Annotated in this window: 11 protein-coding genes; 6 read left to right on the top strand and 5 right to left on the bottom strand. The window is 69.1% G+C overall.

What is annotated here, in order from left to right; translation table 11 throughout:
* Positions 1-3: 3 nt before the first annotated feature.
* The 3 genes from FB475_RS20435 to cysS are packed head-to-tail and all read right to left on the bottom strand — an operon-like array spanning position 4 to position 3,198.
* The gene (locus FB475_RS20435) at positions 4-762 is read right to left on the bottom strand and encodes a DinB family protein (protein ID WP_141858181.1); all 759 of its coding nucleotides are present in this window, start codon (positions 760-762) and stop codon (positions 4-6) included.
* Positions 763-809: 47 nt separating this feature from the next.
* A complete protein-coding gene (rlmB, locus tag FB475_RS20430; protein WP_141858180.1) occupies positions 810-1,772 on the bottom strand; it encodes a 23S rRNA (guanosine(2251)-2'-O)-methyltransferase RlmB in 963 nt (320 codons plus the stop codon).
* A 1-nt stretch (position 1,773) separates the two neighbouring features.
* Entirely contained in the window at positions 1,774-3,198 is a 1,425-nt protein-coding gene (gene cysS, locus FB475_RS20425; RefSeq protein WP_141858179.1) for a cysteine--tRNA ligase, read from the bottom strand.
* Positions 3,199-3,272: 74 nt separating this feature from the next.
* Between cysS and FB475_RS20420 the strand changes: the two genes are divergently transcribed.
* The 4 genes from FB475_RS20420 to FB475_RS20405 all read left to right on the top strand — a co-directional run bounded on the left by FB475_RS20420 (position 3,273) and on the right by FB475_RS20405 (position 7,327).
* Complete coding sequence (locus FB475_RS20420) at positions 3,273-4,436, top strand: neutral zinc metallopeptidase (protein WP_141858178.1); 1,164 nt, start codon at positions 3,273-3,275, stop codon at positions 4,434-4,436.
* A 259-nt stretch (positions 4,437-4,695) separates the two neighbouring features.
* A complete protein-coding gene (locus FB475_RS20415) occupies positions 4,696-5,385 on the top strand; it encodes a lysozyme (RefSeq protein WP_141858177.1) in 690 nt (229 codons plus the stop codon).
* Between the two features lie 31 nt (positions 5,386-5,416).
* Complete coding sequence (locus FB475_RS20410; protein WP_141858176.1) at positions 5,417-5,974, top strand: GNAT family N-acetyltransferase; 558 nt, start codon at positions 5,417-5,419, stop codon at positions 5,972-5,974.
* A 60-nt stretch (positions 5,975-6,034) separates the two neighbouring features.
* Complete coding sequence (locus FB475_RS20405; protein WP_141858175.1) at positions 6,035-7,327, top strand: peptidase C39 family protein; 1,293 nt, start codon at positions 6,035-6,037, stop codon at positions 7,325-7,327.
* A 53-nt stretch (positions 7,328-7,380) separates the two neighbouring features.
* Here the strand turns inward: FB475_RS20405 and FB475_RS20400 are convergent, their stop codons facing one another.
* Positions 7,381-9,066, bottom strand: coding sequence for a DUF2207 domain-containing protein (locus FB475_RS20400; protein ID WP_141858174.1), 1,686 nt, complete (start codon positions 9,064-9,066; stop codon positions 7,381-7,383).
* Positions 9,067-9,445: 379 nt separating this feature from the next.
* On the opposite strand from FB475_RS20400, the gene FB475_RS20395 reads away from it, so the two are divergent.
* The gene (locus FB475_RS20395) at positions 9,446-10,423 is read left to right on the top strand and encodes a neutral zinc metallopeptidase (RefSeq protein WP_238332305.1); all 978 of its coding nucleotides are present in this window, start codon (positions 9,446-9,448) and stop codon (positions 10,421-10,423) included.
* Between the two features lie 1,811 nt (positions 10,424-12,234).
* Positions 12,235-13,233, top strand: coding sequence for a neutral zinc metallopeptidase (locus tag FB475_RS20385; RefSeq protein WP_141858173.1), 999 nt, complete (start codon positions 12,235-12,237; stop codon positions 13,231-13,233).
* A 33-nt stretch (positions 13,234-13,266) separates the two neighbouring features.
* Here FB475_RS20385 and FB475_RS20380 read toward each other — a convergent pair whose 3' ends face one another.
* Positions 13,267-14,976 (bottom strand): DUF2207 domain-containing protein, encoded by a 1,710-nt coding sequence (locus tag FB475_RS20380; RefSeq protein ID WP_141858172.1) that lies wholly within the window; start codon positions 14,974-14,976, stop codon positions 13,267-13,269.
* Positions 14,977-14,992 lie beyond the last annotated feature (16 nt).

The following is a 14,992-nucleotide window of genomic DNA, read 5'->3' as shown; positions in this document are numbered from 1 at the left end:
ACATCAAGATCGGGCGTGGATTGCTGTGAGGTCTCGGGTGGCGTAGTGGTGGTGTTCGAGTTCTTCGTCGAGGATGACCTGGAGGCAGGCGAGGGTGGTCAGGGGTTCGTCGGCCCAGGGTGGGCCTTGGCGGGGTTCGGCGAGGAGAGCTGGGGTCGCGTCGCGGAGGAAGGCCTGGACCGCAGCGGCGCGATCCGCGCGGAGCTTCAGGACTTCGTCGTACGGCGGCGTGGCGGTGAGGTCGAGGCCCAGCGACGCGGGGTCGTCGAACTCGGTGAAGGCAAGGCCCGCGGGGTGGTAGTCGGTGGACTGCTTGGCGGCGCCCAGCCAGGCGTCGGTGGCGAAGACCAGGTGGCGGAGCGTCTGGGTGAAGCTCCATTCCTCGTCGACCGAGATGTCGGTGGTGCCTTCGGGAAGGGTGGCCACGTGGTCGTAGGTCTGCTGCCACGCCTCCTGGATCAGCGTCCACGCCTTGCCCAGGTCGGCGGGGTCGGTCGAGCGACGAAGGGCCCTGGCCGGTTGGCGGCGAACCAGTTCGGCCTCGACGAGCGGGCCGATCGCGACGCCGTCGATGGTCAAGCCGCGCAGGTCGGCACCGTCGATCGAGACGCCGGTGAGGCGGACCTGGCGGAGGACGGCTCCGGACAGGTCGACAAGCCGGAAGCGTGCGTCGTTGAGATACACCTCGTGGAATCGTGCTTCGTTGAGGCGCGCCTGACGGAAGCGCGCCCCGGACAGATCTGCCTGCTCGAAGTTCTCCATAGCCGAGACGTTAGAGCATGTTCCGGACGATCTACGTCCGGAAGCGCTCAGCCGCGGCGGCGGGAGATTTCGTAGAGGGTTACGCCGGCGGCTATGCCGGCGTTCAGGGACTCGGTGGCGCTGGTCATGGGGATGGAGACGATCAGGTCGCAGTTCTCGCGGACCAGGCGGGCCAGGCCTTTGCCTTCGGAGCCGATGACCAGGACGATCGGCTCGGTGGCCGCCTCGAAGTCGGGGAGGTCGACGGCGCCGTTCATGTCCAGGCCGATCACCAGCAGGCCGGCGTCCTTGTAGGACTTCAGGGCCCGGTTCAGGTTGGTCGCGCGGGCGACCGGGATCCGGGCCGCGGCACCGGCCGAGGTCTTCCACGCGGACGCCGACATCGACGCCGTACGGCGTTCCGGTACGACGACGCCGTGCGCGCCGAACGCGGCCGCCGAGCGGGTGATCGCGCCCAGGTTGCGCGGGTCGGTCACCCCGTCGAGCGCCACGATCAACGGCACCTCGCCGGCGTCGTACGCCCGCTGGAGCAGGTCGTCGGGGTGGGCGTATTCGTACGGCGGGATCTGCAGCGCGACACCTTGGTGCGCGCCGCCCGCGGTGACCCGGTCGAGCTCGGTGCGCGGCACCTCGAGGACCGAGACACCGGTCTCGACCGCGACCAGCAGCGCCTCGCGCAGCCGGGCGTCCCGCTCGGTGCCCTCGGCGACGTGCAGCGCCGACGCCGGTACGCCGGCCCGGAGCGCCTCGACGACCGGGTTCCGCCCGTACACCCACTCGACCGTCGAGTCGGCGTCCTTGCGGGCCGGCCGACGCCCGCGCTGTTCGCGTTCCTTGGCGCGCTCGGCCGCCTTCGCCCGCTTGTGCGCGGGGTGCTTGACCCGGTCGACCGCCTTCGGCGTCGGGCCCTTGCCCTCGAGTCCGCGGCGGACCCGGCCGCCGGAACCGGCCGTCGGGTTGCCCCGCGGCTTCTTCCGGACGGCTCCCTTGCGCTGGCTACTGCCTGGCACGTCAGTTTCCTTCTGTAGAAATGAGGGACCACCGGGGTCCCTGAGGGGTGTCCTCGATGACGACGCCGAGGGCCTTCAGCTGGTCGCGGACGGCGTCCGCGGCGGCGAAGTCCTTGCGCTCCCGGGCGGCCTGGCGCTGGTCGAGCAGGGCCTTCACCAGCCCGTCGACGACCTCGGTCAGCTCGTCGCTGCCACCGGCACGCGAGACCCACGGCTCGGCCAGCGGGTCCAGCCCGAGCACGCCGAGCATCCCACGAACCGAAGCGAGCGCCTCCCGCAGCGCCTCGGAATCACCGTCCGCGACCAGCTTGTTCCCGTCGCGGACGGTGTTGTGCAGGACCGCGACAGCGGCCGGAGTACCGAGGTCGTCGTCCATCGCGGCGACGAAGTCCGACGGCAGCTCGGCCGCGGGCTCGACCCCGCCGGTGACCTCGCTCGCCCGGTCGACGAACCCTTCCAGCCGCTGGAAGCTCTTCGCCGCCTCGTCGAGCGCCTCGAACGAGAACTCCACCACCGACCGGTAGTGCGACTGGACGAGGTAGTAGCGCAGCTCGATCGGGCGGACCCGCTCGACCACGTTCCGCACGACGGCGCTGTTGCCCATCGACTTCGACATCTTCTCGCCGGCCGTGGTGACGAGCGCGTTGTGCATCCAGAACCGGGCGAACTTCTGCCCGACCGCGGTCGACTGGGCCAGCTCGTTCTCGTGGTGCGGGAAGCGCAGGTCCAGCCCGCCGCCGTGGATGTCGAACTCCTCGCCCAGGTATTTCCCGGCCATCGCGGAGCACTCGATGTGCCACCCCGGTCGGCCGCGGCCCCACGGCGCCGGCCAGGAAGCGGTCCGTGGCGTAGCCTCGGTCCAGCCCTTCCAGAGCGCGAAGTCGCGCGGGTCCCGCTTGCCGCGCGGATCCGCGTCCTCGGCGGCCTCCATGTCGGCGATGTTCTGGTGTGACAAGGCGCCGTACGACGGCCAGGACCGCACGTCGAAGTAGACGTCACCGGATCCGTCCGGGGCGACGTACGCGTGCCCGTCCGCGATCAGCTGCTCGATCAGCTCGAGCATCTCCGGGATGTGCCCGGTGGCGCGCGGCTCGTACGTCGGCGGGCGGCAGCCGAGCACGTCGTACGCCCAGTGCAGCTCGCGCTCGAACTCGTACGCGTGCGCCCACCACGGGATGCCGCGGTCGGCCGACTTGGCGAGGATCTTGTCCTCGATGTCGGTCACGTTCGCGATCACGGTGACCTCGAACCCGGAGCGCTCCAGCCAGCGGCGCAGGACGTCGAACACCACTTCCTTGTAGATATGCCCGACATGCGGGGCACCCTGCACCGTCAGCCCACAGTGGTAGATCCCGACCTTGCCCGGATGGACCGGTTCGAAATCCCTCACTGCTGCCGTTGCGGTGTCGTACAAGCGAAGTGTCACCGGTCAAGGGTAACGGGAAGTGGCACTGGTCCTTGACAAGATATCCACAGCACCCCATCAGGAGGACAGGTCAGTTGTCGAACCAAGGGCCGTACGGACCGCCGCCAGGCCAGTACCCGCCGCCGCAGTACCCGGCCCAGTACCCACCGCAGTACCCGGCGCAGTACCCGCCCCAGCAGCCCTACTACGGGCCAGGGCCCGGCTTCGGGTTCGGGTTCGGCGGCAACGGCTATCCGCCTCCGCCTAAGAAGAAGAGCAAGGCTGTCTTCATCGTGGTCCCGATCGTGCTGGTCTTCGGTGCTGTCGGCCTGTTCCTGGTGAGTGCGGTCCTGAAGCACAACAGCGACGACACCTACACCCAGCCACAGCCCACCGCGACCGAACAGCCCACAGAACAGGCCACCGAACAGCCCACAGGGCCCGCGACGACCTCGGCCCCGGCGACCACCCGGCCGGCGAAGACCACCACGACGACCCAGCCGACCGCGACCCGGACCACCCCGGCCCAGCCGTCGGACCTCGACATGGTTGCCAAGAACAAGATCTACAGATCCGGTGTGATGGCCTCGGTCGGCTGCCGCGAGTCCGGCGCCCGCCCCAACACGGTCACCAACGCCCGCAAGTACTACGCGAACCTGATCTCCTGCCTGGTCCGCGCCTGGCCGAAGCAGGTCACGATGTCGGGCGGCCGGTTCGTACCGCCCAGGCTGGTGGCGTTCGCGGGCAGTGCGACGAGTCCCTGCAGCGGCAACGCACCGAGTTCCTTCTACTGCAGCTCGAACCGGACCATCTACCTGGACGCGGGCGGTGACGTGAAGCTATACCAGCAGCTGCACAACAACAGCGAGGCGATGGGCTGGGTACGGGCCGAGATGACCGACACGGTCGCGCACGAGTTCGGCCACCACGTGCAGAACATGGTCGGCATCCTGCAGGCCGACGACAACCTGCGCTACGAGTACTCCGGGGACAAGTCGCTGGAGATGAGCCGCCGGCTGGAGATCCAGGCGACCTGCTTCGGCAACGTGTTCATGGGCGCGAACAGGAGCAGCTACGGAATCTCCGGGGCGTTGAAGAGAGGTCTCGACTACCTGCACTCGCACCAGGGCGACGAGTACGGCGCCCAGCGCGACCACGGCAGCCGGGCGATCATCCCGCGCTGGGCGAACGCCGGATTCAGCACCCGGAGCCCACGCGCGTGCAACACGTTCACGGCCTCACCGACGTACGTTCGGTAAATGATCACCAAACTCCGGGGGTAAAGGGTTGATTTCCTCCCAACCCGGGTAAGACCCTGCCGAGCGCTTTGTCCGCCCCTCATCTCGCTCTGGAGGAAACCGTGAAATCCGCCCTTTTCACGGGTGTCGCCGTGACCCTCGGCCTGCTCTTGGCCTCGGTCGGCTCCGCCCAAGCCAGCACCGCCAGCACGCCAGCACCGCTCCCCAGCCCACTCCGCAGGCTCGCCAGCACGGCATCACCAAGGCCGGCGAGGCCTACATGGGCTGGACGCAGAACAAGACCACCACCGGAGCCGGCGCCAACGGCACGGCGTCGCCGATGAGCACCACAGCTGTTGTCGAAGGCATCGACGTCGCCAGCTACCAGGGCAACGTCGACTGGGCCTACTGGTGGGGTCAAGGCAAGCGGTTCGCGTACGTGAAGGCGACCGAAGGCACGTCGTACAAGAACCCGTACTTCGCTCAGCAGTACAACGGGTCCTACAACGTCGGCATGATCCGCGGCGCCTACCACTTCGCCACGCCGAACACCTCCAGTGGCGCCACCCAGGCCGGCTACTTCGCGAGCAGTGGTGGCGGCTGGTCCCGGGACGGCAAGACGCTGCCGGGAGCGCTCGACATCGAGTACAACCCGTACGGCGCGACCTGCTACGGCCTGAGCCAGTCCTCGATGGTCAGCTGGATCCGGGACTTCCTCAACACCTATAAGTCCCGCACCGGACGGGACGCGGTGATCTACACGAACCTGGACTGGTGGAGCACCTGCACGGGCAACACCACCGCGTTCAACTCGACCAACCCGCTGTGGGTCGCGCGCTACTCGTCCTCGGTGGGCACGCTGCCGGGCGGCTGGCCGTTCTACACGTTCTGGCAGTGGACGTCGTCGCCGATCGACCAGAGCCACTTCAACGGCGACTACAGCCGCCTGCAGGCACTCGCCAACGGCTAAACGGGTTGCGACGGTCGCATAGTCTCGATCGGTGACCTACTCGCTGCCGATCGAGACCGACCGCCTGATCCTTCGACGCTACGTCGAGAACGACTACGACGACCTGCTCAAGCTGCAGTCGAACCCGGACGTCACACGCTTCCTGCTGTACGACGTACGGACGCCCGAGCAGGTCCAGGAGGCCCTCACCGGCAGGCTGGCCGATGTCCCCATGGACAGCGACGGTCAAGCGCTCACCGTCGCCGTCATCCTGCGGGACACCGGCCGGCACCTGGGTGAGGTGACGCTGTTCCTGAACAGCACCGAGCACCGCACCGGTGAGATCGGGTACGTCTTCCATCCCGAGTCACACGGCCACGGGTACGCCGCTGAGGCCGCGGTCGAACTGCTGCGCCTGGGCTTCGAAGAGCTCGGCCTGCACCGGATCATCGCCCGGCTGGACGCGCGCAACGACGGATCGGTGAAGCTGCTGAACCGCCTCGGCCTGCGCCAGGAGGCGCACTTCGTGAAGAACGAGTACCTGAAGGGCGAGTGGACCGACGAACTGGTGTTCGCGATGCTCTTCGATGAATGGAACAAGCGTTCGTAAGTTTTTACCGCGGCGCGCCGATGCAGTGACAGCGACTGCCATGCGGTCTACCGTCGAAGCATGACCTCCGCCCGTACTGTCACCGCCCTGATGCTCGGGGCGGTCGTGCTCAGCGCCGGCACGCTGCCGAGCGAAGCCGTGAAGGTCGCGTCGTCGCGGCAGATCGCCTACCGGACCTGGACGTCGTCCGCCGACTTCCTGGCCGGTGAACAGCACGGCACGACCGTTGCCGACGGCGCCCTCACGTTCGGCACCTCCACCGGCACCACGTCGTACGTCGATCCGTTCGGCGACGGCTCCGCGAAGTCGTACGACCAGACCAGCTGGATCTCGCCGCACGTCAGCACCGGCTTCGGCCTGACGGAGCTGGTCGCGTCCTGGAACGCCAGTACCCCGCCCGGCACCTGGGTCGAGGTGTCGTTGGCCGGCACCACGAACCTCGGCACGGCCACCAAGTGGTACGTGCTCGGCCGCTGGTCCGGCGGCGACGACACCGCCGCAGGTGACATCCACCGGACCTCGGTACCGAGCCAGGGCGACGCCGACGGATCCGTTGCCGTCGACACCTTTCAGGCCGCCACCGGCAAGTGGCTGGACCAGTGGCAGCTCAAGGTGACGCTGTACCGGCTGACCGGTACGACGCAGTCGCCGACGGTCCGCTCCGTCGGGGCGATGGCCTCCCAGCTGCCGTCGGACAAGAAGGTTGCCGCGAGCCCCCTCGGTGGCGCGGAAGGCCTGGTCCTCGACGTACCGACGTACTCGCAGGAGACCCACATCGGCCAGTACCCGCAGTGGGACGGCGGCGGTGAGGCGTGGTGCTCCGCGACCTCGACCGCGATGGTGCTCGACTACTGGGGCGCCGGGCCGACCGCGGCCGAGACCGCCTGGGTCGATCCGTCGTACACCGATCCACAGGTCGACCACTCGGCGCGGTCGGTGTTCGACTACGCGTACGACGGCGCGGGCAACTGGCCGTTCAACACGGCGTACGCCGGGTCTCGTGGCGTGGACGCCTTCGTGACGCGGCTGCGGTCGCTGACCGAGGCGGAACAGTTCATCAAGGCCGGGATCCCACTGGTGGCTTCGCTGTCGTTCAAGAAGGGCGACCTGCCCGGAGCCGGGTACGGGACGAACGGGCACCTGATGGTGATCGTCGGGTTCGACCAGAACGGCAATGTGGTCGTCAACGACCCTGCCTCGCATCTGATCGCCAGCAACGACCAGGTGCGGACGACGTACGACCGGGCCTCCTTCGAGAACGCCTGGGTGCCGCACTCGGGCGGACTGGTCTACGTCATCCACCCGGCGGGCACGGCTCTTCCTGCGCCTTCGGGCCCGCAACACAACTGGTAGAACGACAGAGCCCGCCACACCGGGCGGCGTGGCGGGCTCTTGTGTGTCTGGCCTCAGCGGGCGAACAGTGCGCCCGTCAGGTTCGTGGTGAGATTGCGGAGCGAGTCCGGCAGGTACTGCAGGTGCCAGCCGCTCGGGCCGTGGTACCAGGGGAAGCCTTCGTCCGCCTCGTCCGGCGTGGTGTCGGTCGCGACCAGTGCGTCGATCCAGCGCTCCGAGCCGCCGAGCACGACGGCGTACGGAAGGGCACGGGAGCACAGCTCCGCGTGCTGGTCGGTCGGCAGCTCGCTGACGTCCATCTCCAGCAGCTCACCGCGGATCGCGGCGACCTGCCCGAGGACCCGACCGGCGGCCGGGGCCTTGGCCGGCATGTAGCGGCCGACCACGAGCAGGCCGACACCGACCAGGGTGATCGCGATCCCGAGCAGGCCCCACGTCGAGAACAGTGCCAGCAGGACGGTCGCGATCACGCCGACCACTGTCGTCCCGATGCCGATCGTCGCCCACAGCGAGCGGGTCCGGTCGGGACGCTCGGTGAACCAGCCGCGCTTCACGACATCGTCGTAGAGCGCGTCCTGGACCTGGGCGAGGTTCTCGCGGACCTGCTTGCCGAGCTCGGAGACCAGGACCGAGTCGGCGTCGCCGAAGATCGCCCGGATCAGCACGTTCTCGTACCGCTGGAGCTCCTCCGCCGGCGCGTTGGTGACCCGGCGCAGCTCCCAGTCGGGGCGCGCGAACTCGGTGTTGTGCTCCAGCTCGGTGATCGTGATGTGCCCGCGGACCGCGAGGTCGATGATCGTCGCGGTCACGTCGACCGGATCGATCCGCTCGTCGATCAGCGTGCCGACCTCACCCGGACGCAGGTCCGACGGCGGCGTGAAGTCGATCCGCGCGTCGGCGCCGAGGCTGAACAGCGACGCCGGGACGACGCGACGCGGGTCGATCTGGTCGCGGCCGCGCAGCCGGTACAGGACGGCGAGCGCGATCGCGCCGAGCAGCAGCACCAGCAGCGCGGTGATCAGCTGGGCCGTGTCGGTGGAGAACGCCCGCTTGAAGGTGTGCCGGTACTCGATGATCGAGTTCGCCGCGATCTGGTCCTTCGGGAACCCGACGATCATCCGGATCGTGTTGCCCGGCGGCAGCTGGGTCTGCTCGAACGTCGGACCGGCCGTCTCACCGATCTGCGCCAGCGAACACGGCACGTTGCTGTTCACCGGTCCGGCGAAGCAGGCCACGTGCGAGACGTCCGGGACGCTGAAGACCGTGTTCACGTTCTGGATCGGGATGCTGATCCCGGTCAGCGGCGCGAACTGCACCTCGGTACCGTCCAGGGTCTTCGAGACCGCACCCTTGACGGTGTAGGTGAAGTCGAGCTGCGTCGTACTGCTGGTGACGTCCGGTACGGCGATCGACGTGACGTCGCCGTCGGTCTTCACCTCGGCCTTCTTGTCCTGGCCGCCGGCCTTCACCTGCAGGTCGCCGATCTCCTGCACGTGGTCGATGTCGTCCGGCAGGTGGTCCCGGGTGACGATGAACCGGGTGAAGGTCCCGTTCACGTTGCTCAGCTTCCAGGTCTCCGCGACCCGGAGCAGGCCGTCGCGTTCCACCCGGACCTGACTGTCGTAGTTCGTGACCACCGGGTCGGCGGTCGCACTGGCACCGGCCGCGCCCGCGGGGACCGCGGTCAGGCCGAGCAGGCCGAGGGCACACAGGGAGAGCCCGAGGAGACGTAGACGCATCGCCCAATCACACCGTAGAGAGAGGGTCAGGTTGACACCGGGCACCCTAGCGTCTGGCCGGTGTCAGGCAACCAACGGGGCACCTGGACCGGCACCGAAATTGAGCCCGCACTCCGGTAGCGTCTCGGGCGTGTCAGGCAACCAATGGGGACCACCGCCCGGTCAGCAGTACCCACCGCAATATCCACAGCAATACCCACAGCAGCAGCCACCACAGCAGTGGCAGCAGGGGCCTGGGTACGGCGCGCCGCCGCCTGGCCCGCGCCCGCCGTACCAGGGACCGCCACCTGGTTTCCCTGGGCAACAGTTCGGCTGGGGTCCTCCGCCCGGCGGACGGCCGCCCAGGAAGAAGAGCCGCGCCCCGCTGATCGCTGTACTCGTGCTGCTGTTCGTCCTTGTCGTCGGGGTCACTGCGCTGAAGGTGGTGTCGTCGGCGCTGAAGGGACACGACTCGTCATACGCCGAGCCGACCACCACGTCGTCGTACAGCCCGACCGTGTCGACTCAGCCGACCGAGGCTCCTTCTACGGCGAACGTACCGACCGCGCAGCCGACCACGGCGACTACACAGCCGCCACGGCCGACGGCCAGCCGGTCTACGACGACCAGTCGCCCTACGACGAATCCGGGGCCGACCGACAGTGACCTGGTGCTCAAGAACAGCCTGTACCGGGCCGGGGTGATGAGGTCGGTGCGCTGCAGGGAGTCCAGCGCACGGCCGAGCACCGTTGCCGGGGCGAAGGCGAACTACCGGAACCTGGTGGGCTGTCTGAACAGGGCGTGGGCGCCGATGGTCGCCAAGGCCGGCGGACGGTTCCGGGCGCCGAACGTACTCGTGTTCAGCGGGTCGGTGTCGTCACCGTGTGGTACGCACTACGACTCGAACCCGCCGTTCTTCTGCGGTACCAACGACACGATCTACATGAACCTCACCGAGGACATGGGGAACTACAACCGCTACCCGCAGAGCTACCAGAAGATCTGGGCGCGGATGTGGATGCTGCACCAGTTCGCCCACGAGTATGGGCACCACGTGCAGAACAACATGGGGATTTTGCAGGCGTACGCGCGGATCCGGTACGAGCGGCCGAACTACGCGATGGAGCTGCAGGACAGCCGCCGGCTCGAACTGCAGGCGTCGTGCTTCTCCGACATCTTCATCGGGGCGAACCGGAACAGCTACCCCGTCACCGGGCAGGCGCAGTACCAGTGGCGGTGGCTGATCGGCCACGTCACCGACCTGAACAACGACCACGGCGACGCCAACAACCACCAGTACTGGGCCCTGCGGGGCTACAACGCCCGCGACCCCCGCGTCTGCAACACCTGGGCGGCGTCCGCGGCGAAGGTCCAGTAGAAGGTCACACCGGTCTCCTGCAAATCGACTGGCCGGAGTAGCTAGCCTGGTGGGTCCGGATACGGAGAGTATGTCCCGGGGGGACGGCTGAGCACCCCACCAACGAGCTACACCCCGCAAGGTCGTGAGGAGCACCGATGTCGGACAACAGGAACCAGCCCCCCACGGGCGACCCGGCTGCCCCCCAGCCGAACCGCCCCCAGGAGCCCGGTCCCGCCCAACCCACCCACCCCACCCCGGCCGACCCGGGCCGCTCCGGTGGACCGGGTGCGTCCGGCGGGCCTGGTGCGTCCGATGGGTCGGGTCTGTCCGGTGGACCGGGTGCGTCCGGCGTGCTCGGTGCGTCCGGCGGGCCTGGTGCGTCCGATGGGTCGGGTCTGTCCGGTGGGCCGGGATGGTCCGGTGGGCCGGGTGCCTCCGGCGGATCGGGTGCGTCCGGCGGATCGAGTACGTCCGGCGGGTCCGGTCGGTCCGGTGGGCCGGGTGCGTCCGGCGGGTCCGGTCAGTCCGCTGGGCCGGGTGCCTCCGGCGGACCGGGTGCGTCCGCTGGGTCGGATCGGTCCGACGGACCGGGTGCGTCCGATGGGTCGGGTCGGTCCGGTGGGCCGGGTGCCTCCGGCGGACCGGGCGCGTCCGGCGGGTCCGGTCGGTCCGGTGGGCCGGGTGCCTCCAGTGGGTCGGGTGCGGCGGCTGGTCGTGGGTGGTTCAGGCGTCGGAACGACGAGGCTGAGGCGCGGGTGCCTGGGGACGGTCAGCAGGGTCCTGCGGACGAGCAGTCCGCGAGCTGGTGGACCGGGGACACCGAGGCCAAGCGCGAGTTCCAGAACCCGGCGCACACCGAAGCCCCCGCCAACAACTGGTTCGACGGCGGCTGGGCCCCCACCCGCCGAGAACATCCCGATCAACCTGTCTCAACCCAACCCGCCTCAACCCAACCAACGCCCGGCTGGGCCGGCCCCAACCAGTCCCGCCCCGACCAGCCGAGCTCGAACCCACCCGGTTCGAACCAGCAGGGTCCCAGCTCACGGGGCTCTGGTCAGCCGCGCGCAGGTCAGACAGCTCCCCAGAGCCGACCATCCGGGCCAGGCCAGCCGGCTGGTAACCGACCGAGCTCATGGCAGTCCGCACCGAGCCAGTCCGGCAGCTGGCAGCCGAGCGGCCTCGCCGGCACGCCGGCAACCGGCCCGCACACCGACGCCGGTACGCCGGTAACCGGGCAGACCGACGGCGGTACACCGGTAGGCGGGCGGCGCACCGACGGCGGCACGTCGGTGAGGGGGCCGCAGGCCGACGGCGGTATGCCGGTACGTGGCCCGTGGGCAGGGGGTTCGGCGGCAAGTGGTCTGTCGGCAGGGGGTTCGCCGGCAGGTCATCCCTCGGCAAGTGGTTCGCCGGCAAGTGGTTCCGCGGCAAGTGGTTCCGCGGCAAGTGGTTCCGCGGCAGGCGATTCGACGGCAGGCGGTTCCGCGGCAGGCGGCTCCGCGGCAGGTGGTTCGGGGGCCGGGGTGCAGGGTGGGGGTTGGGGGGAACAGTCCTGGACTTTGCAGGGTGGGGGTGATTCTTTGCGGGGGCGGGGGAGCTGGTCGGCTGGCGGGCAGTCGGAGTCGAGTGCTTGGTTGGCTTCGCGTTCGCAGCAGCAGGGGGGTCGGGCGCAGAGCGGGCCGCATTCGGAGGGGTCTTATCTGTGGGGTCCTCAAGGAGGCGGCGGCCAGGAGTCGGCGTCGCCTTGGAGTAATGCTCTGCCTGGCCAAGGCCAGCAGAGCGCCGGGCGGCATTCGGCGCCGCAGGGTGGGTCGGGGCAGATCGGGCCGATGGGCCGGCCTGTCCAGCAGGCGCCGACCTGGCAGTACCCACCGATCCCGATTCCGCAGCCTCCGGGCGGGCGGCGGCGCAAGAAGAAGAAGCTGACGCGTCCGATCCTGATCGGCATCGTCGTGCTCGCCGTTCTCGTCCTCGGCACCGGCATCACGCTGATCGTCCGCAGCATCGGCGGCGGTGAGGCCGAGGCCAAGCAGAGCCCGACCGCACCGGTTTCGCAGACCCCGTCCGAGACCCCGTCGTCCTCGCCGACCCCGACGGCCCCGCGCGGCCCGACGGTCGACGAGGTCGTGAAGGGCAGCCGCCTGTACACGATCGGCCCGGTAGCGGCCTCGAAGTGTGCCGAGCCGCCGTTCGCGCCCGTCACGGTCCCGGCCGCGCAGCAGTACTACAACCGTCTCCTGCCGTGCCTGAACCGCACCTGGTGGCTGGCGATGAAGAAGGCGAACCTGCCGTTCCGCAACCCGAAGGCGGTTGTGTACGTCGGCAAGCTCTCCTCCCCGTGCGGGATGCAGCGCAGCGTCCGCGCGGCGTACTGCCCGGCGAACGAGACGATCTACCTACCGTTCACGGTCGACAACAAGGCCTACACACGGAACCCGGTGTACGCGCGGGCGATCATGCTGAACACGTTCGCGCACGAGTACGGCCACCACCTGCAGAAGCTGAGCGGGATCCTCGCCTCCTCGCTGACCCGGCAGAAGTCGATGTCGCCGAACCAGCAGCTGACCGAGAGCCGCCGGCGTGAGCTACAGGCGACCTGCCTCGGCGCGGTGTATCTGGGCGCGAACGCGGCGTTCATCCCGATGAGCGGCCCGCTGCTGGCGAACTGGAAGGTGCTGATCGCGCACATGGGCGACGACTACGCGCGTCCGCGGGTGCACGACCACGGCAACCGGGTGAGCAACTACCAGTGGTCGATCACGGGCTACAACAACAAGAAGCCCGACTCCTGCAACACGTTCACCGCAGCCGACGTACGCGTCAACTAGAACTAGGCCCGGCCCACCCGATGGGCCGGGCTTTCAGCTGAACAGCCGGCGCGCGGTGGTCAGCGTCCCGCCGAAGGACGTGACGAAGTTGCTCAGCGACTCACCGATGTCGGACAGGTGCCAGTTCTCCGGTCCGGAGTACCAGCCGATGCCGGCGTCCGGGTCGTCGTCGTCATCGGTGGCGGCGATCTCCAGTGCCCACTTCTCGGTCAGCCCGAGGACAGCGGCGTACGGCAAGCAGCGGGACGCGAACTCGAGCCGGTGGCTTTCCGGCAGATCCGCTGAGGACTCGTTGGCCAGGTAGTGCTGCAGACCGGCCACCCGGCCCAGTACGGCGGCACCGCGCGCTGTGCGAGCCGGCGCCGCCTGACCGACGAGCGCGAGCACCAGACCAGCCGCCATCACCGCGAACCCGACCAGCCCGAACTTGCTGACGATTGCCAGCACGATCGTCAGTACGACGCCCGCGCCGAGCAGGACCACGCCGGCCGTCGTCCAACGGTTGCGGACCGCGTCGGGCCGGTTGTTGAACCAGCCCTGCGTCACGACGTCGGCGTACAGCTGCTCGCGGACCAGGTTGAGCCGCGGCCGCAGCGACGGGCCGAGCGCGGAGACGAGGACCGTGTCGCCGTCCGCGAACACTGCGTCCAGCAAGGCCTTCTCGTACGCGAGCAGCTCCGGACCGCCCGGGTGCAACCGCCGCAGCTCCCAGTCCAGCTTGCCGAAGTGCGAGTCCCGCGGCTGCTCGACGATCGTCAGGTAGTTGCGTACGGCAAGGTCCAGCAGGGTCGCGGTGATGTCGACGACGTCGGCCGATTCGTCCACCACGGTGCCGACCTGACCGGGGCGGATGCCATCCGGCGCGGCGAACTGCGGCCCGTCGCTGCCGTCGAGGACCGGTCGCTCCGGCGCGCCGTGGCCGACCTTTGCGGCGTCCCGGCCGCGGAAGAACCACAGAGCGACCGAGCCGAGCAACCCGATCCCGAACACGAGCACCGCAAGCCCGACGGTGGTCGAGTCGGCGGTGAAGGCCCGTCCGAGCGTCCAGCGGGTCGAGTACTTCGCGTTCGGCTGGACGTTGGCCTGGTCACTGAGCCCGGTCAGGAACGTCACCCGCCCCGCGGCCGGTACGCCGTTCTGCTGGATCTCCAGCTCGGCGGACTCCCCCAGCTGCGAGGTCGTGCACGGCATGCTCGAGCCGGTACGGCCGGCGAAGCAGGTCACCCAGGTCGCGAACGGGACGCTGATGTTCAGCTTCGCCGCGGGGATCGCCACCCCGAAACCCTGCACGACCGGCCAGCTCACCTCGCGGCCGTCGACCGAGTCGGCGACCACGTTGTCCACCGTATAGCTGTAGACGATCTTGGACTGCCCGGAGACGTTCAGCGTCAGCTTGCGGCCGTCGTCTATGCCCTGGTTCTGGAAGCCCTGCGCCGGCTGCCCGTTCACCGTGGCGGACACGTCGGTGATGTCGTACGTGCGGTCGCGCTCGGAGTCGGACCGGACCCGGGTCGACAGCGTCCGGCTGAACGTCGTACCGCCAGGGGTCAGGTCGACGGACTCCCTGACCTGCAGCTTGCCGTCCTTGGTCAGGGTCGCGTCCGCCGTGTAGGCCGTGATCTGGTCGTCGGCACGGACGGCCGCCTGCGCGGACAGCGGGCTGAGGGCAACGAACAGGCCTGCGACCGGGGCAGTCAAACAGATCAGCAGGGCAGCCGGGACGAGGCGGCGCTTCGGTGACATGGGTCGAGGGTAGTCT

The sequence above is a fragment of the Kribbella jejuensis genome (assembly GCF_006715085.1).
GTDB lineage: Bacteria > Actinomycetota > Actinomycetes > Propionibacteriales > Kribbellaceae > Kribbella > Kribbella jejuensis.
The sequence above is the reverse complement of the archived record's forward strand: the minus strand, read 5'-3'. Positions and strand labels throughout refer to the sequence as shown.

Coding starts and splice junctions, on each gene's coding strand:
- FB475_RS20415 (WP_141858177.1), top strand. CDS start 4,696: ATGGGCTGGACGCAGAACAAGACCACCACCGGAGCCGGCGCCAACGGC.
- FB475_RS20385 (WP_141858173.1), top strand. CDS start 12,235: ATGGGCCGGCCTGTCCAGCAGGCGCCGACCTGGCAGTACCCACCGATC.
- FB475_RS20400 (WP_141858174.1), bottom strand. CDS start 9,066: ATGCGTCTACGTCTCCTCGGGCTCTCCCTGTGTGCCCTCGGCCTGCTC.
- FB475_RS20380 (WP_141858172.1), bottom strand. CDS start 14,976: ATGTCACCGAAGCGCCGCCTCGTCCCGGCTGCCCTGCTGATCTGTTTG.
- FB475_RS20405 (WP_141858175.1), top strand. CDS start 6,035: ATGACCTCCGCCCGTACTGTCACCGCCCTGATGCTCGGGGCGGTCGTG.
- FB475_RS20435 (WP_141858181.1), bottom strand. CDS start 762: ATGGAGAACTTCGAGCAGGCAGATCTGTCCGGGGCGCGCTTCCGTCAG.